The 22,405-nt window shown below is 74.3% G+C and carries 24 protein-coding genes and 1 pseudogene; 16 read left to right on the forward strand and 9 right to left on the reverse strand.

The window, feature by feature from the left end; all coding sequences use genetic code 11:
• The first annotated feature begins 4 nt into the window (after positions 1–4).
• Positions 5–793: an ABC transporter ATP-binding protein gene (locus Q2K16_RS06250; protein WP_302746392.1), complete on the forward strand. Its 789-nt coding sequence runs from the start codon at positions 5–7 to the stop codon at positions 791–793.
• Here Q2K16_RS06250 and Q2K16_RS06255 read toward each other — a convergent pair.
• Genes Q2K16_RS06255 through Q2K16_RS06265 form a run of 3 tightly spaced genes read right to left on the reverse strand, consistent with a single transcriptional unit; the run spans position 766 to position 3,352 of the window.
• The gene (locus tag Q2K16_RS06255; protein ID WP_302744086.1) at positions 766–1,320 is read right to left on the reverse strand and encodes a GerMN domain-containing protein; all 555 of its coding nucleotides are present in this window, start codon (positions 1,318–1,320) and stop codon (positions 766–768) included. The genes Q2K16_RS06250 and Q2K16_RS06255 overlap by 28 nt on opposite strands.
• Positions 1,317–2,672 carry a sensor histidine kinase gene (locus Q2K16_RS06260; protein ID WP_302744087.1) on the reverse strand — a complete coding sequence of 452 codons (1,356 nt, stop codon included), beginning with the start codon at positions 2,670–2,672 and terminating at the stop codon, positions 1,317–1,319. Before Q2K16_RS06260 ends, Q2K16_RS06255 begins: the two co-directional genes overlap by 4 nt.
• Positions 2,669–3,352, reverse strand: coding sequence for a response regulator transcription factor (locus Q2K16_RS06265; protein WP_145919702.1), 684 nt, complete (start codon positions 3,350–3,352; stop codon positions 2,669–2,671). The genes Q2K16_RS06260 and Q2K16_RS06265 overlap by 4 nt, the downstream gene beginning before the upstream one ends.
• 149 nt (positions 3,353–3,501) lie before the next feature.
• On the opposite strand from Q2K16_RS06265, the gene Q2K16_RS06270 reads away from it, so the two are divergent.
• The 4 genes from Q2K16_RS06270 to Q2K16_RS06285 all read left to right on the forward strand — a co-directional run bounded on the left by Q2K16_RS06270 (position 3,502) and on the right by Q2K16_RS06285 (position 5,161).
• A complete protein-coding gene (locus tag Q2K16_RS06270) occupies positions 3,502–3,900 on the forward strand; it encodes an STAS domain-containing protein (RefSeq protein WP_302744088.1) in 399 nt (132 codons plus the stop codon).
• A complete protein-coding gene (locus Q2K16_RS06275; protein WP_302744089.1) occupies positions 3,897–4,166 on the forward strand; it encodes a GlsB/YeaQ/YmgE family stress response membrane protein in 270 nt (89 codons plus the stop codon). Before Q2K16_RS06270 ends, Q2K16_RS06275 begins: the two co-directional genes overlap by 4 nt.
• Positions 4,167–4,271: 105 nt before the next feature.
• Complete coding sequence (locus tag Q2K16_RS06280) at positions 4,272–4,880, forward strand: STAS domain-containing protein (protein ID WP_302744090.1); 609 nt, start codon at positions 4,272–4,274, stop codon at positions 4,878–4,880.
• Positions 4,874–5,161, forward strand: a complete 288-nt coding sequence (locus tag Q2K16_RS06285; RefSeq protein WP_302744091.1) for a BON domain-containing protein — start codon at positions 4,874–4,876, stop codon at positions 5,159–5,161. Before Q2K16_RS06280 ends, Q2K16_RS06285 begins: the two co-directional genes overlap by 7 nt.
• Positions 5,162–5,200: 39 nt before the next feature.
• On the opposite strand, the pseudogene Q2K16_RS06290 reads toward Q2K16_RS06285, so the two are convergent.
• Positions 5,201–6,853: pseudogene (locus tag Q2K16_RS06290) on the reverse strand (sulfatase-like hydrolase/transferase); the annotation flags it as partial.
• A 183-nt stretch (positions 6,854–7,036) separates the two neighbouring features.
• Positions 7,037–7,867, reverse strand: a complete 831-nt coding sequence (locus tag Q2K16_RS06295) for a CDP-alcohol phosphatidyltransferase family protein (RefSeq protein ID WP_302744093.1) — start codon at positions 7,865–7,867, stop codon at positions 7,037–7,039.
• Positions 7,868–7,962: 95 nt separating this feature from the next.
• Here Q2K16_RS06295 and Q2K16_RS06300 point away from each other — a divergent pair, with 95 nt between their 5' ends.
• The 10 genes from Q2K16_RS06300 (at position 7,963) to Q2K16_RS06345 (ending at position 16,368) form a co-directional block, all read left to right on the forward strand.
• On the forward strand, positions 7,963–8,958 hold the full coding sequence (locus Q2K16_RS06300; protein WP_302744095.1) for a zinc-dependent alcohol dehydrogenase: 996 nt from the start codon (positions 7,963–7,965) through the stop codon (positions 8,956–8,958).
• On the forward strand, positions 8,946–9,344 hold the full coding sequence (locus Q2K16_RS06305) for a 6-pyruvoyl trahydropterin synthase family protein (RefSeq protein ID WP_302744097.1): 399 nt from the start codon (positions 8,946–8,948) through the stop codon (positions 9,342–9,344). Before Q2K16_RS06300 ends, Q2K16_RS06305 begins: the two co-directional genes overlap by 13 nt.
• A gap of 3 nt (positions 9,345–9,347) precedes the next feature.
• Positions 9,348–10,382, forward strand: a complete 1,035-nt coding sequence (locus tag Q2K16_RS06310) for a glycosyltransferase family 4 protein (RefSeq protein WP_302744099.1) — start codon at positions 9,348–9,350, stop codon at positions 10,380–10,382.
• Positions 10,379–11,305, forward strand: coding sequence for a class I SAM-dependent methyltransferase (locus Q2K16_RS06315; protein ID WP_302744101.1), 927 nt, complete (start codon positions 10,379–10,381; stop codon positions 11,303–11,305). The genes Q2K16_RS06310 and Q2K16_RS06315 overlap by 4 nt, the downstream gene beginning before the upstream one ends.
• 53 nt (positions 11,306–11,358) lie before the next feature.
• A complete protein-coding gene (locus tag Q2K16_RS06320; RefSeq protein WP_302744102.1) occupies positions 11,359–12,387 on the forward strand; it encodes a lysylphosphatidylglycerol synthase domain-containing protein in 1,029 nt (342 codons plus the stop codon).
• 12 nt (positions 12,388–12,399) lie between these two features.
• Positions 12,400–13,056 carry a GTP cyclohydrolase II gene (locus tag Q2K16_RS06325; protein ID WP_302744103.1) on the forward strand — a complete coding sequence of 219 codons (657 nt, stop codon included), beginning with the start codon at positions 12,400–12,402 and terminating at the stop codon, positions 13,054–13,056.
• Position 13,057: 1 nt separating this feature from the next.
• On the forward strand, positions 13,058–13,804 hold the full coding sequence (locus tag Q2K16_RS06330) for a RibD family protein (RefSeq protein ID WP_302744104.1): 747 nt from the start codon (positions 13,058–13,060) through the stop codon (positions 13,802–13,804).
• 14 nt (positions 13,805–13,818) lie between these two features.
• Positions 13,819–14,559 (forward strand): zf-HC2 domain-containing protein, encoded by a 741-nt coding sequence (locus Q2K16_RS06335; protein WP_368052560.1) that lies wholly within the window; start codon positions 13,819–13,821, stop codon positions 14,557–14,559.
• 92 nt (positions 14,560–14,651) lie between these two features.
• Positions 14,652–15,347, forward strand: a complete 696-nt coding sequence (locus Q2K16_RS06340) for a response regulator transcription factor (RefSeq protein ID WP_302744106.1) — start codon at positions 14,652–14,654, stop codon at positions 15,345–15,347.
• On the forward strand, positions 15,340–16,368 hold the full coding sequence (locus Q2K16_RS06345) for a sensor histidine kinase (protein ID WP_302744108.1): 1,029 nt from the start codon (positions 15,340–15,342) through the stop codon (positions 16,366–16,368). The genes Q2K16_RS06340 and Q2K16_RS06345 overlap by 8 nt, the downstream gene beginning before the upstream one ends.
• A 107-nt stretch (positions 16,369–16,475) precedes the next feature.
• On the opposite strand, the gene rfbA is transcribed toward Q2K16_RS06345, so the two are convergent.
• The gene (rfbA, locus tag Q2K16_RS06350) at positions 16,476–17,351 is read right to left on the reverse strand and encodes a glucose-1-phosphate thymidylyltransferase RfbA (protein ID WP_302744109.1); all 876 of its coding nucleotides are present in this window, start codon (positions 17,349–17,351) and stop codon (positions 16,476–16,478) included.
• Positions 17,352–17,401: 50 nt separating this feature from the next.
• On the reverse strand, positions 17,402–17,584 hold the full coding sequence (locus Q2K16_RS06355; RefSeq protein WP_302744110.1) for a hypothetical protein: 183 nt from the start codon (positions 17,582–17,584) through the stop codon (positions 17,402–17,404).
• A 489-nt stretch (positions 17,585–18,073) separates the two neighbouring features.
• Between Q2K16_RS06355 and Q2K16_RS06360 the strand changes: the two genes are divergently transcribed.
• A complete protein-coding gene (locus Q2K16_RS06360) occupies positions 18,074–18,784 on the forward strand; it encodes a helix-turn-helix domain-containing protein (protein ID WP_489671856.1) in 711 nt (236 codons plus the stop codon).
• A gap of 87 nt (positions 18,785–18,871) precedes the next feature.
• Here Q2K16_RS06360 and Q2K16_RS06365 read toward each other — a convergent pair whose 3' ends face one another.
• Both Q2K16_RS06365 and Q2K16_RS06370 read right to left on the reverse strand, forming a co-directional pair.
• Positions 18,872–19,909, reverse strand: a complete 1,038-nt coding sequence (locus Q2K16_RS06365) for an enediyne biosynthesis protein (RefSeq protein WP_489671857.1) — start codon at positions 19,907–19,909, stop codon at positions 18,872–18,874.
• Positions 19,906–21,813 carry a CRTAC1 family protein gene (locus tag Q2K16_RS06370; protein WP_302744112.1) on the reverse strand — a complete coding sequence of 636 codons (1,908 nt, stop codon included), beginning with the start codon at positions 21,811–21,813 and terminating at the stop codon, positions 19,906–19,908. Before Q2K16_RS06370 ends, Q2K16_RS06365 begins: the two co-directional genes overlap by 4 nt.
• Positions 21,814–22,405: the final 592 nt, after the last annotated feature.

Consider the following 22,405-nt stretch of genomic DNA (forward strand, 5'->3'; position numbering starts at 1 on the left):
CGGGATGACCCTGGCCTACGAGCGGCGGGTGGTGGCCCGGGACCTGACGGTGGCCGTGCCCGACCGGTCGTTCACGGTGGTGATCGGCCCCAACGCCTGCGGCAAGTCCACCCTGCTGCGGGCCCTGGCGCGGACGCTGCGGCCGACCGCCGGCACCGTGCTGCTCGACGGCCGGGACATCCACACGATGCGGTCCCGGGAGGTGGCCCGCACCCTCGGCCTGCTGCCGCAGTCGTCGGTCGCGCCGGAGGGCATCACCGTGGCCGACCTGGTCGCCCGGGGCCGCTACCCGCACCAGGGGCTGCTGCGGCAGTGGTCGACCGAGGACGAGCGGGTGGTGGCCGAGTCGATGGCCGCCACCGGCGTCACCGAACTGGCCACACGGCCCGTCGACGAACTCTCCGGCGGGCAGCGGCAGCGGGTCTGGATCGCGATGGCGCTGGCCCAGCAGACCTCCCTGCTGCTGCTCGACGAACCCACCACCTACCTGGACGTCGCACACCAGATCGAGGTGCTCGACCTGTGCGCCAGGCTGCACGAGGAGCAGGGCCGCACCCTGGTCGCGGTGCTGCACGACCTGCACCACGCCGCCCGCTGGGCCACCCACCTGATCGCCATGCGCGACGGTCGGGTGGTGGCCCAGGGCGACCCGCGCGAGGTGGTCACCGCCGCCCTCGTCGAGGAGGTGTTCGGGCTGCCCTGCCGGATCGTCGAGGACCCGGAGACGGGCACCCCGCTGGTCGTGCCCCGGGCCCGGCGCGGGCGTCAGTCCGGGCCGGTGAGCGCCGGGTAGTCGGCGGCGGTCAGCGGCCCGGCCGACAGCGAGCCGTCGGCGCGGGGCACCTCCAGCGGTCGGCCGCGCAGCAGGAACGACACGCCGGCGACGTCGGGACGGCTGTCCAGGGTGCAGACGATCTGCCCGTAGGCGAGCGCCTCGTCGCTGCGACCGGACTCCTCCCCCGGCGGCTCGACCTCCACCTGGGCCCGCCCGTCGACCAGGCGGGCGCCGAGCACGTGCACCGCACCGGGCAGGGCGGTGCCGAAGCCTGCCGCCCGCTCGGCCCGGGTGGGGCCGGCCAGCAGGCGGCGCAGGTGCCCGTCCACCCCGCCGGCCGCGTCGACCTGCCGGACCAGGCGCACCAGTTGACCGCCGCGGACCAGGCAGAACGCCTGCTCCACCCGGCCCGGGGCGCTGCTCGCGGCCGGGGCGGCGGGCGGACCGAACGGCGGTTCGACCGCCCGGGGCCGCTCGTCGGCCGGCACCCCGCAGCCGGCGAGCAGCAGCACCGCCACCAGCGTCGACGCCAACCGGCGGGTCACGGCCGGCTCCCCGGCAGCTCCACCCGGAACCGGGCACCGCCGCCGGGCCGGTCGGAGACGCTGGCCCGTCCACCGTGGGCGGCGGCGTGCTGGGCGACCAGCGCCAGGCCCAGGCCGGTCCCGTCGCCGCCGGCCCGGTCGTGCGCGGCCCGCCCCCGGACGAACCGGTCGAAGACCACCTCCCGGTCGGCCACCGGCACCCCCGGGCCGGCGTCGTCGACCTCGACCACCCCCGTCCCGTCGGAGAGCCACAGCCGCACCGCGACCGGGCCGCCGCCGTAGCGGACCGCGTTGTCCAGCAGGTTGACCAGCAGTTGCTCCAGCCGGCGGGGGTCGACCGACCAACGTCCCGGCGCGGGCGGTCCGGCGTCCACCAGCGACCCGGGCAGGCCCCGCCCCCGGCACACCTGGTGGGCCAGCGCCACCACGTCGACCTCCTCGCGCTGCGCCGGCCGGTCGCTGCGGGCCAGCTCGATCAGGTCGTTGACCAACTGCTGGAACCGGGTGATCTCCTCGCTGACCAGGCCGGCGGCGGTGGCCGTCCGGTCGTCCAACCGGTCCCGCCGCCGGGACAGCACGCTCGCCGCCGCCGACAGCGTCTGCAACGGCGAGCGCAGCTCGTGGGCGACGTCGGCGGCGAACCGCCGGTCCCGCTCGATGCGGACCGCGACCTGGTCGGCCATCCGGTTGAACGAGGTGGAGAGCCGGGCCAGGTCCGGGTCGGTGCCGGGGGCGAGCCGGGCCGTCACGTCCCCCGCCGCGATCTTCTCGGCCGCGTCGGCCACCGCCGTCAACGGCCGCAGCCCGTGCCGGGTGGCGTACCAGCCCAGCGCCGCGCCCGAGCCGGCGATGGTGACCGCCACCACGGTCAACGCCAACGCCAGCACCTGGAAGGTCTGCTCCAGCTCCCGCAGCGACGTGATCTCGTAGTAGCCGGTCGAGTCGGCCAGCGGCACCCCGACCAGCAGCGCCGGCTGCCCGTCGACGCGGACCCGCTGCACCGCCGGCTCGCCGTCGGCGACCATCGCCATCAGCCCGGCCGGCACCGCGCCGGACGGCCCCTCGTCGGCGGTGCGGGCGTACCAGCGGCCGTCGCGGTGCACCAGGGCCCGGCGGCTGCCCCCGGTGTCCAGCGTGCGCAGCACCTCGTAGACGTCAGGGGTGTCGGTGTCCAGGCCGGCGCGGACCACCGCCGCGTCGAAGTACGCCGCCCGCAGCGCCGTGCGCTCCCGCTCGTCGAGCAGCGACCGGCGCACCAGCTCGTACGAGATCAGCGCCATCAGCGCCGACAGCAGCAGCGCCCCGACCGCGAACGCGGCGGTGACCCGGGCCCGCAGGCCGAGCCGCCTCATCGTTGCAGCTTGTAGCCGAGGCCCCGCAGGGTGACCAGGTGCCGGGGGTTCGCCGGATCGGCCTCGATCTTCTGCCGCAGCCGGCCCACGTGCACGTCGACCAGCCGCTCGTCGCCGGTCTCGTAGCCCCACACCCGGCTGAGCAGCTGCTGGCGGGACAACACCCGGCCGGCGTGCTCGGCCAGCTCGCAGAGCAACCGGAACTCGGTGCGGGTGACCGGCACCGGCCGCCCCGACCGGCGCACCTCACCGGCCTCCGGGCTGATCTCCAACGGGCCGAAGACCAGCACCGGAACCGCCGCCGACGGTGCGACGGCGGTACGGCCCCGACGGCGCAGCGCCCGCAACCGGGCCGAGAGTTCCTTGATGGCGACCGGCTTGACCAGGTAGTCGTCCGCGCCCGCCTCCAGGGCGGCGACGATGTCGTGGGTGTCGTCGCGGGCGCTGACCACCACGATCGGCACGTCGTCGTCGCGGCGCAACTGCCTGATGCACTCGAACCCGTCCAGGCCGGGCAGCATCAGGTCGACCAGGACGTAGTCGGCGGTGTCCTGCCGCTGCGCCCGCAGCCCCTCCTCGGCCGTGGCCGCCCCGCGCGCCAGGTAGCCCTCGTCCTCCAGAGCCAGCAGCAGCGCCAGACGGATCCGGTCGTCGTCCTCGATCACCAGTACGCCCGCCATCGGGAAATGGTGCCCGGTGCGCGACGACGATGACGAACCGGGCACGGCGAACGCGGGATTTGTCACGCAACTGACATACGTCCGCGCGGCGGTCGCCAACCTCGCCCCGGAGGCTGGACCGGACAGCGAGCGTGGAAGGAGGCCGAGTCGTGGGAGCGTCCCGCCCGGAGTGCACCGTACCGCTGGTGGAGGTGTGCGTCACCGACGACCTGGACCTGGCCGCGCTGGCCCGGTCCCGGCAGGTCTTCGACCGGCTCGTCGCGCTGCGCCCGGCCCACGTGGTGGTGGACCTGTCCGAGTGCCGGCACCTCGACGCCGCCGCCATCGGCCTGCTGCTCGACGTGCACCGGGAACTGGCCCGCCACGGGGGCGTACTGACCCTGCGGGACCCCAGCACCCGGGCGTTGCGCGTGCTGAGCGCCGCCCGGGTGTCCCGGGTGCTGCCGATGGTCACCACCCCACGGGCCCTGCGGGTGGACGGCGGGCAGGTCCCGTCCGCCGCCCACCGGCAGCCCGCCCTGGGCCGGATCCGGGAGCACAGCCGATGAGCGTGCCCGGGATCGTCGCCGCCGTCGTCGTCGGGCTCGTCATCGGTGCGCTGGGACGGCTCGTCGTCGGAGGCCGTACGCAGGTCCCGCTCTGGCTCACCCTCGCCGTCGGCCTGGTCGCCGCGCTGCTCGGCACCATCGTCAGCCGGCTCGTCGGCATCGACAGCGACGGCTACACCCTGCGGCAGCTGATCGTGCAGGTCGGCCTGGCCGGGGTCGCCGTGGCACTGGTCGTCGGCACCGCCGGCGGCCGGACCGAGCCCTGACCCACCGGAGCCGGTCGTGGTCCGGCGCGCGGGGTCTCCGGTCGACCACCGCGCGCCGGGCCACGACCACCGGACCGCCACGGCCATCCTCAAGGAGGAGATCCGATGACCGTCGTACCGGACGAACCGCTGATGACGCTGATCTGTGACAGCTGCGGGGCGGTGGCGAGCGGCCCGGCCTGCGTCCTGCCCGACGCCGAGGTCGTCTGGACGTTCGTCGCCGAGCAGGGCTGGACCGGTTCGCCGTTCGCCACCGGGCCGCACCGCTGCCCCCGCTGCGAACTGGTCCCCGACCCCGGTCCGACGCCGGCACGTGGCCCGCGCCGCGCCGATCCCCTCGGCGTGCTCGGCGTCGAGCACCTGGACGAGGTCGCGGTCGTCACCGCCGCCGGTGACCTGGACCTTGCCACCGGTGACGCCCTGCACGGGGCGCTGGCCGAGGCGGTCGGGGCCGACCGGCACGTGGTGGTCGACCTGGTCCGGGTGCACCTGATCGACTCCACCGCGCTCGGGGAACTCGTCCGGGCCCGGCAGGACGCCCGGCAGCGTGACCGGCGGCTCAGCCTCGCCGGGCCGTCCCGGTTCGTCCGCACCGTGCTGCACACCATGCGGCTGGACCGGGTGTTCCCGGTCTTCGACACCCGCCGGGCGGCGGTGGACTGGTCCCGGTCCGCCGCGACCGGGCGGCCCCGGGAGCGGAGCACGGCATGGTGATGCCGTGGCCGCTGCCCGACGACAGCTGGTTCCGTCCGCAGCCCGACCCGCCCGGCCCGCCCGGGGAGGACGTCCGGCTGGCCGCCGAGGTGGCGTACCGGATCATCGGCGGGGTCGGCCTGCGGGCCCGGGGGATCACCGTCACCGTGCAGAACCGGGTGGCGATCCTCGGTGGGGTCGTCCCCGACGTCGACGCCCGGCAGCTCGCCGGCCAGGTCGCCTGGCAGGTGCCCGGCGTCGTCGACGTGTGCAACGCGGTCAGGTTGGCCGCGAGACGCTGACCGTCCGACGTCGGGCACGCCTGACGGTCGGCGCGGACCTCAGCGTGGCGCGGCGACGTGGGCGGGCGGTTGCGGACCGAAGGCGGCGAGGAACCTGTCACGGAAGGTGTCCATCGGCCACACCGGGGCGTCCGGTCCGGGACGCAGCCCCTCCTGCCAGCCCCAGCCGGACACCCGGGCCAGCACCGCCGGGTCGCGGGCGAGCACGGTGACCGGCACGTCCCGGCTCGCGTTCGGGCCGGTGACCAGCGGGGACGGCTGGTGGTCACCCAGGAAGACCAGCACCGTGTCGTCGTCGCCGTACGTCTCGACGTAGGAGATCAGGCTGTTCAGCGAGTACTCGATGGCCCGGCGGTAGCCGGTGCGCACCTCGGTGGTGCTGCGTCCCACCACGTCCTTCGGGTTGAACGCCACCGACGTCGGCCGGCGGTAGATCGAACCGTCCCCGACGTGCTCCCAGTCGAGCATCCGGGGGATCGCCGCCCACGGCGAGTGGCTGGAGATCAGCGGGATCTGCGCCATGATCGGGGCGTGGCCGGGGGTCCGCTCCCGGCGCTGGAAGGTCGCCAGGGTGTACTGGTCGGGCATCGGGGCGTAGCTGAACTGCGGGCCCCGGTAGTCCAGCCCCGCCGCGTCGTGGTAGCGGTCGTAGCCGAAGAACGCCCCCTCCGGCCAGGGTGAGGTGGCCGCCGGCATCACCCCGACGGTCTGCCAGCCGGCCCGGCGGAACGCCTTGTTGAGGGTCAGCCGGTCGCTGGCCAGCAGGCTGTCGTGCCGCTGCTGGTTGTCGATCCACAGCCCGGACAGCAGCGTGTCGTGGGCCAGCCAGCTTCCCCCGCCGGAGGTGGGCGAGGTGAGGAAGCCGCTGCGGGCGGTGAACCCGGCAGCGGCCAGCCGTTTCGTGCCCCCGTCGAGCACCGCGCCGACCCCACCGGCGAACTCCGGGTCCTCGACGGCGTCCCGGCCGTAACTCTCCACGAAGGCCAACAGCACGTCCTTGCCGCGCAGCGCGGTGAGCAGCTGGTCGCCAGGGGTGTCCCGGTAGGCGTCCCGGGCCACCTGGCCGGCGAACTCCCGCCGGTCGCGCAGGCCCGCACCGGCCTGCCCGACGTGCTGCCCGACCAGGGTCGCCGTGGTGGAGTCGGCGACCGGCACCCCGAGCGTCGCGGCGGCCACCCAGACGGCGGTCAGGCCGGCCACCACCCGTACGGCGCCCCGGCGGTGCCCGGTCGTCAGCCAGGTCAGCCGCAGCACCGACCGGGTGGTGAGCACCAGCAGGGCGACCACCAGGGCGACCAGGGCGACGGCGGCGGCGACCGCGCCGCCGGTGCCCACCGAGTCGGTGACGAAGGCATAGCCGTCGTCGAGCAGCACCCAGTCGAGGACCAGGTCGAACGGGCGGGCGAAGCTGGCCGACATGCCCAGGTCGAGCACCTTGACGACGGCGACCAGTCCCAGCGCCACGCCGACCGCCACCGCGACCGGTCGCCGGGCCCGGCCGGGCAGCGCCAGCAGCAGGGCGGCGGCGACCAGCGCCTCGACCGGCACCCGCAGGAACGCCACCGGGGTGAGCTGGTCGAACCGGCCCGGTGCGGTCAGCACCGCCACGACCAGGAGCCCGGCCAGCACGGTGGTCACCCGCCCGGCGACCGTACGCCACCGTCCCCGGTCCGCCCCGGCCGTCGGCGTCGGATCGGCGGCGGCGTCCGGCCCGTCGGCCCCGCAGAGCCCGGCGGGCCTGTCGCCCCCGGAAGGCCCGGAAGGCCCGGTGGGCTCCGTTGCCGTGTTCGGGCGACGCAGGCGTGACAACAACGACACTCCGGATGGTCCTTCCTGGGGAGGGTCCCGGCGCGCGGCCGGGTCGGCGGGTGAGGCTCAGACCGGCTGGTGGGCGACGAACGGCCGGTCGGTGATCGTGTCGACCCGGGGCCGCACCGATGGTCCGGACGGCAGCGCCGCGACCGCCGGCGCCGGCAGCGGCGCGACGGGCGTCGGCGCGGTGACCCGGGCGGTCCGGGTCGACCGGTGCCACCACAGCCAGCCGACGTCGTGGCCGAACGACTCGACCAGCAGCGCCAACGCCACCGCGGCCAGCACGGCGGTCACCGGCCGGGCCAGCACGGCGGCGGCGACGACGAGCAGCAGCACCCCCTGGGTGGCGGCGACCACCTTGCGCCAGAAGCGGGGCGGCAGGGTCCCCCGCATCCAGGGCAGCAGCCAGCCGGCGACGACGAAGGCGTAGCGCAGGCCGCCGATGGCGAGCACCCACGGCCCCACCGCCGGCGTCACCTGGACGCTGAGCACCAGGATGAGGAACGCGTCGACCTCCATGTCGAAGCGCGCGCCGAGCGCGCTGGCCGTGCCGGTGCGCCGGGCCACCCAGCCGTCCACCGCGTCCAGGGCCAGCGCCACCGCCGTCATCGGCACCAGCACCGCCAGCGGGGTCGGGCCGGAGAAGCCGGTGACGACCAGGGCGGTCACCCCGCCGACCAGTACCCCCCGGGTCAGCGTCACCCGGTCCGCCGGCCCGAGCCGGTCGACGCCCCGGCGTCGCAGGCCACGCTGCAACGCGACGCAGGTGACCACGCCGTACCCGAGGCCGGCCAGCCAGCCGGCGACGTCGAGCCCGACGGTCGCGGCCAGCCCGGCCAGCAGGACGGTCTGTGCGGTCAGGCCGAGCACCGGACCGGTTCGAACCCTGGACACCCTGCCTCCGTGTTTATGATCGACGACCTCGGCAGTGGGTACGCAGGACGCGGCCGTTTCGTTCGGTTCCGCCGGCAGAAGAGGAGAAAACCCGCGTGATCCACGATGCCCGGGCCTTCTGGCTCCGCTCCCCCGGCGTCGGCGAGCTCCGGCCGGTGACGCTGCCCACGCCCGGCGCCGACGAGGTGCTGGTCCGCAGCCTCTACTCCGGGGTGAGCCGCGGCACCGAGACGCTGGTGTTCACCGGCAGTGTGCCACCGGGTCAGTACACGGCGATGCGCGCCCCGTTCCAGGAGGGCGACTTCCCCGCCCCGGTGAAGTACGGCTACCTCAGCGTCGGGGTGGTCGAGGCCGGCCCGGCGGCGCTGCGCGGGCGGACGGTGTTCTGCCTGCACCCGCACCAGAGCGCGTACGTGGTGCCGGCGTCGGCGGTGACCCCGGTGCCGGACGACGTGCCGGCGGACCGCGCGGTGCTCGCCGGCACGGTCGAGACGGCGGTCAACGCGCTGTGGGACGCCGCCCCGCTGGTCGGCGACCGGGTCAGCGTGGTCGGCGGCGGGATGGTGGGGTGCAGCGTGGCGGCCCTGCTGGCCCGCTTCCCCGGGGTGCGGGTGGAGCTGGTCGACGCCGATCCGGCGCGGGCGGCGGTCGCCGCGGCGCTGGGGGTCGGCTTCGCCCGACCGGAGGCGGCGACCGGTGGCCGGGACCTGGTGGTGCACGCCAGCGCCACCGCCGCCGGGTTGCAGCGCAGCCTGGACCTGCTCGCCCCGGAGGGCACCGTGGTCGAGCTGAGCTGGTACGGCGACCGGCCGGTGGAGCTGTCGCTGGGCGGGGCGTTCCACGCCGGCCGGTTGACGGTCCGCAGCAGCCAGGTCGGCACGGTCTCCCCGGCGCGGGCGTCCCGGCGGGACTTCGCCGACCGGCTGACGCTCGCCCTGGAGCTGCTCGCCGACCCGGTGTTCGACGCGCTGCTGACCGGGCGGTCCCGCTTCGCGGAGCTGCCCGACGTGCTCGCCCGGCTGGCCTCGGGGGACCTTCCCGCGCTGTGCCATCTGATCACTTACGACGAGGAGACGCCGTGTTCAGCGTGACCGTACGGGACCACATCATGATCGCCCACAGCTTCCGGGGGGAGGTGTTCGGGCCGGCGCAGAAGCTGCACGGGGCGACCTTCGTCGTGGACGCCACCTTCCGCCGCGCCGAGCTGGACGACGACGGCATCGTGGTGGACATCGGCCGGGCGACCGACGAGTTGAAGGCGGTGCTGGCCGACCTGACCTACCGCAACCTCGACGACGAGCCGGCGTTCGCCGGGCGGAACACCACCACCGAGGTGCTGTGCCGGACCGTCGCCGACCGGCTCGCCGACCGGGTGCACGCCGGTGGGCTGGGCGCGGGCGCCCGGGAGCTGGCCGGGATCACGGTCACCCTGCACGAGTCGCACATCGCCTGGGCCAGCTACGAGCGGTCGTTGTAGCCCGTGCGGGCGGTGCACGTCGTCCTGCCCGGCGACATCGACGACCCGGCCACCCCCAGCGGTGGCAACGCCTACGACAGGCGGGTCTGCGCCGGGCTGGCGGCGGCCGGCTGGACGGTGCGCGAGCACGGCGTACCCGGGGACTGGCCGCACCCCGACGAGGCGGCGCGGGCGCGGCTGGCCGGGCTGCTCGCGGCCCTGCCGGACGGGGTGCCGGTGCTCTACGACGGGCTGGTCGCCTCGACCGTGCCGGAGCTGCTGGCGGCGCAGGCCGGCCGGCTGCGCCAGGTGGTGCTGGTGCACATGCCGCTCGGTAACGACGCCGAGGCGCGCGCCCTGCCGCTGGCCGACGCGCTCGTCACCACCAGCGGCTGGACCCGGGAGCTGCTGCTGGCCCGGCATCCGCTCGACCCGGCCCGGGTCACGGCGGCCACCCCGGGTGTCGACCCGGCCGACGTCGCCCCCGGCACGGCCGCCGGCACCGCGCTGCTCTGCGTCGCGGCGGTCACCCCGGTCAAGGGGCACGACGTGCTGCTCGACGCGCTGGCCGGGCTGGTCGACAGGCCGTGGACGCTGGACTGCGTCGGCGCGCTGGACCGCGACCCGGCCTTCGTGGCCGGGCTGCGGCGGCGGGTCGAGCGGGACGGGCTGGCCGGGCGGGTGCGCTGGCACGGGCCGGTGACCGGGCCGGCGTTGGACGCGGCGTACGCGGGGGCGGATCTGCTGGTCCTGCCGTCGCGGGCCGAGACCTACGGGATGGTGGTGGTCGAGGCCCTGGCCCGGGGGATTCCGGTGCTGGGCAGCACGGTCGGCGGGGTGCCGGAGGCGCTGGGCCGGGCCGGTGACGGCGCCGCGCCCGGGGTGCTGGTGCCGCCGGGCGACCCGGTGGCCCTGGCCGGTGCCCTGCGCCGCTGGCTGCACTCGGCCGACCTGCGGGACCGGCTGCGCCACGCGGCCCGGGGCCGGCGGGCCGACCTGCCCGGGTGGCCGGCCACCGTGACAATCGTCTCCCGGGTGCTGGACGGAGTGAGGACATGACCGCGTACGCCACCGGACCGTTCGCCGACTGGCTGCGGCTGCGGGAACCCGCCGACGCCGACGCCCGCAGCGGGGACCTGGTCGACCTGCTCCGCGCCCGGCTCACCGGCACCGGTCCGGCCGCCGATGCCGGTGCGCCGGGCCGGCCGCCGGCAGGTGAGGGCGGACCCGGGATGCTGGTGACAGGCGTCGGGTCGGTCACGTCGCTGCGCGGGGACCGGCCGTGGGTGGTGCACGACCTGGGCAGCGGCACCGGGTCGATGCTGCGCTGGCTGGCCCCGCTGCTGCCCGGCCCGCAGCGTTGGGTGCTGCACGACCGGGACCCGGGGCTGCTCGACCGGGCCGGCGCGGCGGTGCCGGTGGCCGCCGACGGCAGCCCGGTGCGGGTGCTCACCCGGCAGGGCGACATCACCCGGCTGACCCCGGCCGACCTGGCCGACGCGGACCTGGTCACCGCGTCGGCGCTGCTGGACATGCTCACCGCCGACGAGATCGCCCGGATCGTGGCCGCCTGCGCGGGCGTCGGCTGCCCGAGCCTGTTCGTGCTCTCGGTGGTCGGTCGGGTGCGGTTCGACCCCGCCGACCCGCTGGACGCCGAGATCGCCGCCGCCTTCGACGCCCACCAGCGGCGTACCGTCGACGGCCGGGTGCTGCTCGGCCCGGACGCCGCCGGGGTCGCCGTCGCCCAGTTCGCCAAGCACGGGATGCCGGTGACCGTGCGGGAGACCCCGTGGCGGCTCGGGCCACAGCGGGCGGAGCTGATCGTGGAGTGGTTCGACGGCTGGCTGGAGGCGGCCGTCGAGCAGCGGCCCGACCTGGCCGACCGGACGGCCGGGTACGCCCGGTGGCGGCGGGCCGAGGCGGCGGCCGGCCGGCTCACCGTCACCGTCGGCCACGACGACCTGCTCGCCGGGGTGGAATGAACCGGTTCGCCGGCCGGTACGTGTGAAGGGGCAGGATCTCCGGAGGAGGAACCGTGTCGCCCGACGCCACCGGCACGTCACCCGCCCACGCCCGTACGGCCTGGGCCTGGGTGGGCAACCTGGGCGGGGTGGCCCTGGTCGGCGCGCTGCTGTGGTGGCTGGGCACCGGTCCGGCCCTGGCCGGGCTGCGCCGGATCGACGCCCCGGCGGTGCTGGGCGCGCTGGCCCTGGGCGCGCTGGCCGCGGTGGGCTGCGCGTGGCGGTGGCGGCTGGTCGCCGAGGCGCTCGGCATCCGGCTGCCGCTGGGCGCGGCGGTGGCCGACTGCTACCGGGCGGTGTTCCTCAACGCGACGCTGCCCGGCGGGGTGCTCGGGGACGTGCACCGGGCGGTGCGGCACGGTCGGGAGGCAGGTGACCCGGGCCGGGCCGTCCGGGCGGTGGTCTGGGAGCGGACCGCCGGGCAGCTGGTCCAGGTGGTGCTGGCGGCGGTGCTGCTGCTGGCGCTGCCGTCGCCGGTGCGGCCGTACCTGCCGACGGTCACGGCGGTGACGGTGGCGGTGGGCCTGGTGCTGGTGGTGCTGCTGCGGGCGCTGCCCCGGTCCGGGCCGTCGCGGCGGGCCCGCGCGGTGCGCGCCGCCGTCGCCGACGTACGGGCCGGGCTGCTGGGCCGGCGGACCGGGCCGGGGGTGCTGCTGACCTCGACGGTGGTGGTCGGCTGCCATCTGGCGACGTTCGTGCTCGCGGCCCGGGTGGCCGGGGTCACCGCGCCGCTGGCGGTGCTGGTGCCGCTGACCCTGCTGGCATTGTTGGCGATGGGCCTGCCCGCCAACATGGCGGGTTTCGGCCCGCGCGAGGGCGTCGCCGCCTGGGCGTTCGGGGCGGCCGGCCTGGGTGCCGCCGAGGGGGTGGCGACGGCCCTGGTGTACGGAGCGCTGGTGCTGGTGGCGGCCCTGCCGGGTGCCGCCGTGCTGGTGCTGCGGGGTCGCCTGTCCGCGCTGCGTGGACGAGCGGGTGACCGTACGGTGGGAAGCCAGGGTGGTTCCTCACCGGTACCCGCTGCCGGGCTGGCCGGCAGCGCCTGACAGAGGAGACACATGTACGACGCACTGCCGGCCGCGACGGTCCGGACACAGGTCACGGTCCCGCTGCGGTTCACCGACGGGTACGCCACCACGGCACGGGTCTTCTCCTTCGACGGTCTGGTGGACGGGCGGGAGCACCTGGCGTTCGGGCTGGGCGACTGGGCGGGCGCGCTGCGCCGGCACGCGGCGGGCGGGGCGGCGCCGCTGGTCCGCCCGCACAGCGAGTGCCTGACCGGGGACGTCTTCGGCAGTCAGCGCTGCGACTGCGGCCCGCAGCTGCGCGAGGCGGTGCAGCGGATCTCCGACGCCGGTGGTTTCCTGCTCTACCTGCGGCAGGAGGGGCGCGGCATCGGCCTCTACCCGAAGCTGGACGCGTACGCCCTGCAGGACGCCGGGTTGGACACCTACGAGGCGAACGTGGCCCTCGGGCACGACGAGGACGAGCGGGACTACCGGGCCGCCGCGCAGATGCTGGCGGTGCTCGGGGTGCCGGAGTTGGTGCTGCTGAGCAGCAACCCGGACAAGGCCGAGCAGTTGACCCGGCTGGGGGTGGCGGTGGCCGAGGTCGTGCCGACCGGGGTGTTCCTCTCCCCCGCCAACGCCGACTACCTGGCGGCGAAGGCCAGCCGGGCCGCCGCCCGGGTCGTCGACCTGCCGTCGTTGAACTGAGATGGGTGTCGTTCCGGCCGGTTCGGCGGCCACCGCCGTGCCGGCGTCGACCGGGCGGCCGTACGTGCTGTTGAGCTGCGCCACGTCGATCGACGGCTACATTGACGACGCCACGCAGGAGCGGCTGCTGCTGTCCAACGCCGAGGACATGGAGCGCATCGACGCCGTCCGGGCCGGGTGTGACGCGATCCTGGTCGGGGCGGGCACGATCCGGGCCGACGACCCCCGCCTGGTGGTCCGCTCGGCGCGGCTGCGGGCCGCCCGGCAGGCCGCCGGTTTGCCGCCGTCGCCGGTGAAGGTGACGATGACCGCCCGGGGGCTGCTGGACCCGCGGGCCCGGTTCTTCACCGTCGGGGACGCCGAGAAGGTCGTCTACTGCGCCGGACCGGCGGTGGACGGGACCACCGGGCTGCTGGCGGGGCTGGCCACCGTGGTCGACGCGGGTGACCCGTTGGATCCGGCCCGGGTGCTGGCCGACCTGGCCGGCCGGGGGGTGCGGCGGTTGATGGTGGAGGGCGGCGCGTCGGTGCACGCCCAGTTCCTCACCGCCGGTCTCGCCGACGAGTTGCACCTCGTGGTCGCCCCGTTCTTCGTCGGCGACCGGCGGGCCCCCCGGTTCGTCGGCGACGGCGCGTTCCCGTGGCATCCGGGGCGGCGGGCCCGGCTCGCCGAGGTACGCCAGATCGGCGACGTGGTGCTGATGCGGTACGCCCTGTCGGAGCGCTGCGCCGACGGGGTGCCGGGATGAGCGACAATCGCCGGATGCGGTGCGCATCGTGGCGGGAGATCCTGTCGGCCCAGCTCGACGGGGAGGAGACCGCCGAGGAGCGGGTGGCGGTCCAGGCGCACCTCGACGGCTGCGCGGACTGCCGCGCCTGGCACGAGGTGGCCGCGTCGGTGACCCGACGGGCCCGGACCCGGGTGGTGACGGCGGCGGCACCCGACCTGGCCGAGACGATCCTCGCCGCCGTGCCGCCAGCGGCCCCCCGGCGCGTCGTGCGGTGGCGCGGTGGGCTGGTCACCGGGTTGCGCACGGCGCTGGGTCTGCTCGGCGCGGTCCAGCTCGCCCTCGGCTTGGCCCAGGTGGGTCAGGGTGTCGACGCCGAGCACCTGCACCCGGCCGGGCAGCACCTGTGGCACGAGTCGGCGGCGTGGAACGTGGCGGTGGGCGCCGGATTCCTCTTCGTCGCGCTGCGGCGTACCCGACCGGCCGGGTTGCTGCCGATGCTCAGCGCCTTCGTCGCCACCCTGGTCCTGCTGTCGGTCAACGACCTGGTCACCGCGCAGGTGGCGGTGCCCCGGCTGGTCAGCCACGGGTTCCTGGTCGGCGGCTACCTGATCACGGTGCTGTTGTACCGGCTGGGTCCGCGGCCGGCCGGCCCGCCGCAGGGACGGCGTTCCGGCCGGTCCCGGTGGCGGTTGCGGCTCGACGACCTCGACGAGCCCCGCCCGGTCACGGCGCAGCCGTACGGCGCGCAGGCCCGGGACCGTCGGGCGGCCTGAGCCGCGCCGACCGTAAGCACCTGGCAAGGTTTCCGGCGGGTCGGGGCGGGGGCGGGCGGGGCTACGCTGGCCGGCACGAGAGGGAGGTGCCGGTGGCGCAGCGGGTGCTGGTGGTCGACGACGACCGGACGGTCAGCGACGTGGTGTGCCGGTATCTGGAGCACGCCGGCTACCAGGTGGACCACGTCGGGGACGGGGCCGCGGCGCTCGCCGCCGTGGCCGCCGCGCCGCCGCAGCTGGTGGTCCTGGACGTGATGCTGCCGGTGCTGGACGGGTTGGAGGTGTGCCGGCGGCTGCGGCAGCACCCGGACGGCGTACCGATCGTGATGTTGACCGCCCGGGGTGACGAGGCGGACCGGATCCTCGGCCTGCAACTGGGCGCGGACGACTACCTGAGCAAGCCGTTCTCCCCGCGTGAGCTGGTGTTGCGGGTCCGTTCGGTGCTGCGCCGGGCCGGCGGTGAGCCGGTCGCGGCGGCGGCGCAGGTGCTCGACGACGGCGGGCTGACGGTGTCGACCGGTCCCCGGGTGGCCCGGCTGCACGGGCGGGAGTTGGCCCTGACCCTGCGCGAGTTCGACCTGCTCGCCCACCTGATGCAGCATCCCACCCGGGCGCTGTCCCGGGCCGAGCTGCTGGAACGGGTCTGGGGCTGGCGTTTCGGCGACCAGTCCACGGTGACCGTGCACGTGCGCCGGCTGCGGGAAAAGATCGAGGACGACCCGGCGAGTCCGCGCCGCATCGTCACGGTCTGGGGTGTCGGCTACCGGTACGAGCCGGTCGATGACTGACCTGGCGCTGATCTTCGGGGCGGCGCTGGCGGCAGCGGGCGGGGTGGGGCTGCTCGGCGCGGGGATGCTGCGGCTGCTGCGCGGCAGGTCCATCACCGTGCACGTCACGGTGCTGCTGGCCATGACGGTCGGGGCGGTGGTGGCCGGGGTCGCCGTGATCGCGGAGGCGATGTTCCTCTCCCCGCACGACCTGGAGGTGGTGCTGATCACCGTCTCGGCGGCGGCCCTGGTCAGCCTCGCGGTCGGCTGGCTGTTCGCCAGGCGGCTCGCCTCGGCGGCGGTCTGGGCCGACCAGGCGCGGGCCCGGGAGCGGCGGATCGAGAAGGGCCGGCGGGACCTGGTCGCCTGGGTCTCGCACGACCTGCGGACCCCGCTGGCCGGGCTGCGGGCGATGGCGGAGGCGCTGGAGGACCGGGTGGTCGCCGACCCGGACACGGTCGACGAGTACCACCGCCGCATCCGGGTGGAGACCGACCGGATGACCCGGCTGGTCGACGACCTGTTCGAGCTGTCCCGGATCAACGCCGGGGCGCTGCGGCTGTCGCTGTCGGCGGTGCCGTTGGGTGACGTGGTCTCCGACGCGCTGGCCGGCACCGCGCCGCTGGCCGCCGCCCGCCGCATCCGGCTGGTCTCGGCCGCCTCGGGCTGGCCGACGGTGGCCGCCAGTGAGCCCGAGTTGAGCCGGGTGGTGGGCAACCTGTTGCTCAACGCGGTGCGTTACACGCCGGCCGACGGCACGGTGCGGGTCAACGCCGGGCGGGACGGGGACGTCGCCTGGCTGGCCGTCGCCGACACCTGCGGCGGTATCCCGGAGGCCGACCTGCCCCGGCTGTTCGACGTGGCGTTCCGCGGCGAGCCGGCGCGTACCCCGCATGCGGGCAACGGGCCGCTGGCCGGGTCCGGCGGGTTGGGGCTGGCCATCGTGCGCGGGCTGGTCGAGGCGCACGGCGGCCGGGTGGACGTGCACAACGTCGCCGAGGGCTGCCGGTTCGTGGTCCGGCTGCCGCTGGCCGCCGGCTGACGGCGACGCGCGACGGACCTGCGCCGGGGCGGTCGGACCGCGCGGGCCGGTGCGTCGCGGGCCGGCACCGCGCGGGTCGGGCGGCTGGCGGACCGGCGTCGGGCGGGTCAGGCGCCGAACTCCTCGGCGATGTCCATCACGTAGCGGCCGTAGTCGGAGCTGGCCATGGCGGCGCCGAGCCGGTGGCAGGCCGCCGCGTCGATGTAGCCCATCCGCAGCGCCGTCTCCTCCAGGCAGGCGATCCGGACGCCCTGCCGTTCCTGCATGGTCTGCACGTAGACGCTGGCCTGGAGCAGCGACTCCGGGGTGCCGGCGTCCAGCCAGGCGAACCCGCGCCCGAGGTCGACCAGGCGGGCCCGGCCCCGCTCGACGTACACCCGGTTGACGTCGGTGATCTCCAGTTCGCCCCGGCGGGACGGCCTGATGTTCTTGACGATGTCGACGACCTCGTGGTCGTAGAGGTACAGGCCGGTGACGGCGCGGTTGGAGTGCGGCTGGGACGGCTTCTCCTGGATGTCGAGCAGGGTGCCGTCGGGGCCGGTGACGCCGACGCCGTAGCGCTGCGGGTCGTGGACCGGGTAGCCGAACAGGGTGCAGCCGCTGACCGCGGCGGTCTCCTCGCGCAGCAGCCGGGAGAACGCGGTGCCGTGGAAGATGTTGTCGCCCAGGATCAGCGCGCTGGGGTCGCCGCCGACGTGGTCCGCGCCGATCAGGAACGCCTCGGCGATGCCGCGCGGCTCGGGTTGCGCGGCGTAGGAGACGGCCAGGCCGAGCCGGGAGCCGTCGCCGAGCAGCAGCCGGAACTGCGGCAGGTCGGCCGGCTTGGCGATGACCAGGATGTCCCGGACGCCGGCCAGCATGAGCACGGACAACGGGTAGTAGATCATGGGCTTGTCGCCGACGGGCAGGAGCTGCTTGGACACCGGCACGGTCATCGGGTGCAGCCGGGTGCCGGACCCTCCCGCCAGGACGATTCCCTTCACGGGTCCTTCCCTCCTCCGGCCGTCGGGGCCGCCGCGGCGGTCGGGCCGGTTCAGTCGAGGCCGCGGATGAGGTGCGGCTCGGTGTCCGGCTCGAACCAGTCGCACTGCCCGCGCCGGTTCGCCCGTCCCCAGGCGTCCAGGGCGGAGGGCGTCCGGTCCGCGCCGGCCGGCCGGGTGGTACGGGGGCGGCCGGCCCCGGTGCGGGCCTCGTCGTCGGCGTCGTCGTCGGTCATCGTGTTCCCCATTCCGGGACGTCTCCCATCGTGACCCGGCGGCGGGCCGGGCGCACCTTCCTCGTTGCCCAGGTCAACGGTCAAATCGACGTCCGGCGACGGGTGAACCGCCGGGCATCGCTTTTCCGACATCAATCCCCGACCCGGGCGCATCGGGCTATGGCCGCAATCATCACCGGTTAGACGAGGGGTACGCATCCGGAAAAGGCAGCTGTTAGCGCCATTCGGATTGCGCGCCGTTGACCATGCATTGAGGGTGCCCTAGCATTGAGGTCAGCTCATTCGACAAAACCGACAAAGCTCTTTTTCTGCCATCAAACCACCAGTTGCCGGTGCCGCCCCGGGGGACGTCGCGGAGCCGGAACGACGCTGCATCGTCGCAGCTCAGACAGGCGATCACGTCGTAGGAGACCAACACCCACCATTACGCTCGCCGGGGGCACGATGGAAGACCACAGCAGCAGGGCGGTCCGGCGGGTCATCGCCGAAATGCACCAGAATCTGGGGAAGCAATTCAGCGTGGACGAAATGGCGCGAACCGCCCTGCTGAGCAAGTACCACTTCTGCCGGGTGTTCCACAGGGTGACCGGAGTGTCACCGGGACGCTTTCTCTCGGCCATCCGATTCCAGCGCGCCAAGCACCTGTTGCTGGCCACCTCGTGGAGCGTCACCGACATCAGTCACCACGTCGGCTATACCAGTGTCGGCACGTTCAGCGCCCGGTTCAGCAGCAGCGTCGGCCTCTCCCCCTCCACCTTCCGCCGGCTGGGCCGCAGCCCCGGGCGGGAGGACCCGTACCGGCCGCCGTGCCCGGTCAGGCCCGACCCCGACGCCACCGGGCCGACGGTGCGCGGGCAGGTCCGGGCGCTTCCCGGCGAGGCGCCCGACTGGATCTTCGTGGGGCTGTTCCCGGAACGCATCCAGCAGGGCAGACCGGTCAGCTCCACGGTGCTGCCCGGCCCCGGGCCGTACCTGCTGGGGCCGGTGCCGCCGGGCACCTGGTTCGTCCTGGCCCACGCGGTGCACCGCCGCCGGTCGGCCACCGGCACCCGTCCGCTGCTGGTCGGGCACCACGGCCCGGTGACGGTCGGTCTCCCGTCCCGGTCGGTCCGCGCCGACCTCACCCTGCGCCCCATGCGCACCTTCGACCCGCCGGTGGTGCACGCCGCCGGGCTGCCGTCGCTGCTGCGCACCGGCTGACCGGCGACGGTCCACCCCGCGACACCCCGTCGGACACGGACGTGGGGCCGCCCCCGACGGGACGGCCCCACGTGGTCGCGGACCGGGTCAGCGAGCCATTGCCGGCGCCGCCGGACTCACCGGCACCGGCCCCCGACGACGCTCACGACTGCGGTCGCGCCACCAGATGCCCCACCACATCAGGCCGCGGACAGCACAGACGATGGTGACCGCGAAGAACAGGGTGTAGACCACGTTGAACGCGACCAGCACCCCGTAGACCGCGGCCACGGCGGAGCCGAACATGAACTGGTTGCGGCCCCGGGACGGCGTCGTGCCCGGGTCGGTGATCATGTAGTTGGTGAACAGGACGAAGGCCACCCCGGTCATCGGCACCAACGCCGCCCAGATCGCCACGTCCAGCACCAGCGCCCGGACCACCGCCTGGATGACGAACCCGCCGAGCCAGCCGACGATCAGCAGCACCTTGCGGGTGAGCATGGCGTTGAGCACCGTACCGGCGGTGATGATGACCAGCGGCACCATGATGCTGATCGCGTCCGGCACGTTCTCGGTGAACTGGTAGGGCGGCGCGATGTTGACCCAGGAGAAGGCCAACAGCGTCACCGTGATCCCGAAGTTCGAGGGGTTCATGAAGTGCCGCATCCGGCCGTTGACCGGCGCCCGCAGCGCGGTCTTGGCCCCGATCGCGACGACCACGGCGAACGCCACCGGCCAGAACCGGTCGTTGGCGTAGAGAAGCATGTTCGCCGCCAGCGCGGTGATGTGGGTGGGCAGCAGGAAGGTGTACATCCCCCAGACCCCGTTGCCGCTGAATGCGGGCCGCCGCTTGCCGGCCCACGCCGACACCATCTCGATCCCGATCTCGGCGGTGTAGCCCACCAGCAGGGCGAAGAACGGCCAGGTCCATGGCTGCTCGAACCCGAGCAGGGTGTAGCCGATGATGTTGAAGATCGACATCGACATCGCGAAGTTGCGCAGCGCCAGGTAGCGCGGGTCCTTCGCGTCCACCCGGGGCACCGCCGGTCGGGCCGTGGGCGGGGCCGCCGGGTCGACGGGCCGGACCTCGCCCGGGACCGTACGCACCGCGGCGTCGGTCGCGTCTTCCTGTCTGACGTCAGTCATCGGGTGATCTCCTGCGCGTCGGTGGTCAGCATCAGGTCGTGCCAACCGGAGGTGAGCGAGAGGGTCTGTTTGTGCGTCGCGCCGGTCAGGTCACGCCAGCACACCTCGGCCGAGACCGGACGGTCCCCGGCGGAGCCCAGCCCGAAGAAGACGTCGAAGCTGCGCTTGCCGGAGTGGCCGCCGCCGCCGTCGAGCTGGGCGACCTGGGTGAGCCCGTCGGCCGTACGGATCTTGACCTGGGCGCCGTAGGCAGGCGTCCGGGCGTCCGCCGCGCCGCCCACCGTCGGCCGGTGCAGGCGCAGCCCCAGGAAGCCGCCGGGGGACGAGGCGTTGTTGCGGTAGAAGGCCGGCGGCCCCCACTGGCGGGCGACGGCGAAGTCCTGCCTCCCGTCGGCGTTGGTGTCGGCCACCGCGACGCCCCGGGTCGGGATCGGCACGTCGAGGCCGAGTTCGGCGTTGAGGTTGACGAACGTCTTGCCCTGCCGCACCCAGAACGCCAGCTTGTCGTTGCCGGCGATGTCGTCGCCCGGCTCCGCCTTCGGCCACATCGCCGGGTTGCGCAGCATCAGGTCGTTGGACATCGCCAACTCCTGGAGCCAGGCCCACCGGCTGGTGGTGCCCTTGATGAACCCGTCGGCCTGGACCACCTCCAGCGAGCCGTTGTTGTCGAAGTCGGCCATCTTGGCGTCCCAGCCCCAGCCGGTCCAGGCCATGTTCAACGCCGAAGCCTTGTTGTCGTACGGGGCCACGCCGCGGGTCAGCTTGGCGCGCGCCTCCTGCGGGGTGCTGGTGTTGTTCATCCAGACGAAGTTGCTCTCCTCCAGACCCCAGGAGCTGGTGATGTTGCTGACGAACATGTCGAACACGCCCCGGTTGTCGAGGTCGCCGAAGTCGATCGACATGCCCTTGAACGAGTCGTTGCCGAGCACCATCGACTTCGGGGTGAACGCGCCCCGGCGGCCCTGCGCCTCGGCGAACCTGATCCGGCCCGGGGTCGAGACGTTGTGCAGCAGGTGGTCGTGGCCGAAGTCGTTGGCCAGGTACAGCTCGGGCAGCAGGTCGCCGTCGATGTCGGCGGAGGCGGCGCCGAGGGTCCAACCGGTGGAGACCGGGCCCGGGACCGCCTTCTGCTCGACGTACCGGATCGAGGGCTGGTCACCGCCGGTGGCCGCGTCCCACCGCAGCACGTGCGCCCCACCGGAGTTGCGCGCGTGCGACATGGACGCGTTCATCTGGACGTTCGGCTGCCCGTCCGGGTCGAGCACCTGGGTGTCGGGAAAGTAGTTGAACACCCCGATGTCCGGGCGGCCGTCGCCGTCGAAGTCGGCGACCGCCACCGCGTTGGTGTTCCACAGCGCGCCCTGGTAGCGGTTGCCCGGACCGGGCTGGGTGGGAATCAGCTCGGTCGGCGCGTAGCTGCCCAGCCGCAGGTCGGTGGCGCTGGCCCGGTGCAGGAACAGCACCGGGGTCCGGCCCCAGTAGTAGACCAGCAGGTCGGTGCGGCCGTCGAGATTGTAGTCGCCCGGCACGCAGCCCATCGGCGCCATGGTGGTGTCGGTGGGCAGCGGCCGGGGATCGAGGACGAAGGGCTGGTACCGGGCGCCGCTGTCGGGCGCCGGCGTCACCACGGCGGTGTCGCTGCGGGTGTCGACGAGGCACAGGTCGTCGGCGACGCCGTTGCCGTCCAGGTCGTTGAGGGCGATCGCCGCACCGACCGAGGAGACCCAGGACTTGATGTGCTCGTACTCCGGGTTGACCTCGCGGACCTCACGGGCGACGGGGGCGGGTGGCAGCGCGATGGGCCGTTCAGCGAACTGGAACCGTGCGGCCAGCTCCGACCGCTCGGCCGCGGACGCCTCCGGGCGCTGTGCCACGACGAAGAGAATGCTCAGCAGAACGAGCACAAAGGCTGCGGGAGTTGCGCGGCGAAGGAAGCCGGCAGATTGAGACGGCAACAGTCCCCCTACGTTTTCGTGGGCGCGTCGTTCGCCCGTTGACTGGTCACTCGGAAGTCCCATCGAACGGGGCGGAGATACTGATGATTACCACCCTCCGCGGCGGGGTGAATAACCAACTGATAAGCCACCGATCAGATGACTGCAGCCCTTTCAGGCGCCACGAACATCGTCAGCCAGAAGCCGAATGGAGTCTTCTCATAGCGTGCTCTCCCCCCACCTCGGGGCAGTCGTCGGCACACTGATCACACCGTCACAGCGCGTCCGGCGGCGGTCGCGATGCGTCAAAGTTCTCTGACTTTGCTCTCCTGAACCCTCACTCATCCCGGCGGTGACCGTGGTTATAGCTACCGCTTAATGGTCTTTGCCGGCTTTCTTCCCCGCAGAGTCGGACACGCCCGGCCCACCCACCAGATCGGACGAATCCCCGCGCACCACCCCAGTCACTAACCGTCACCTGCCCCAAAAAATGGCCGCACGCTGCACCGATGACGTCGAGGGCCGCCCGACGGATAGCGAGGATCTTCACTGGCAAATACGG

It is taken from the genome of Micromonospora cynarisoli, assembly GCF_030518815.1.
Classification (GTDB): Bacteria; Actinomycetota; Actinomycetes; order Mycobacteriales; family Micromonosporaceae; genus Micromonospora; species Micromonospora wenchangensis.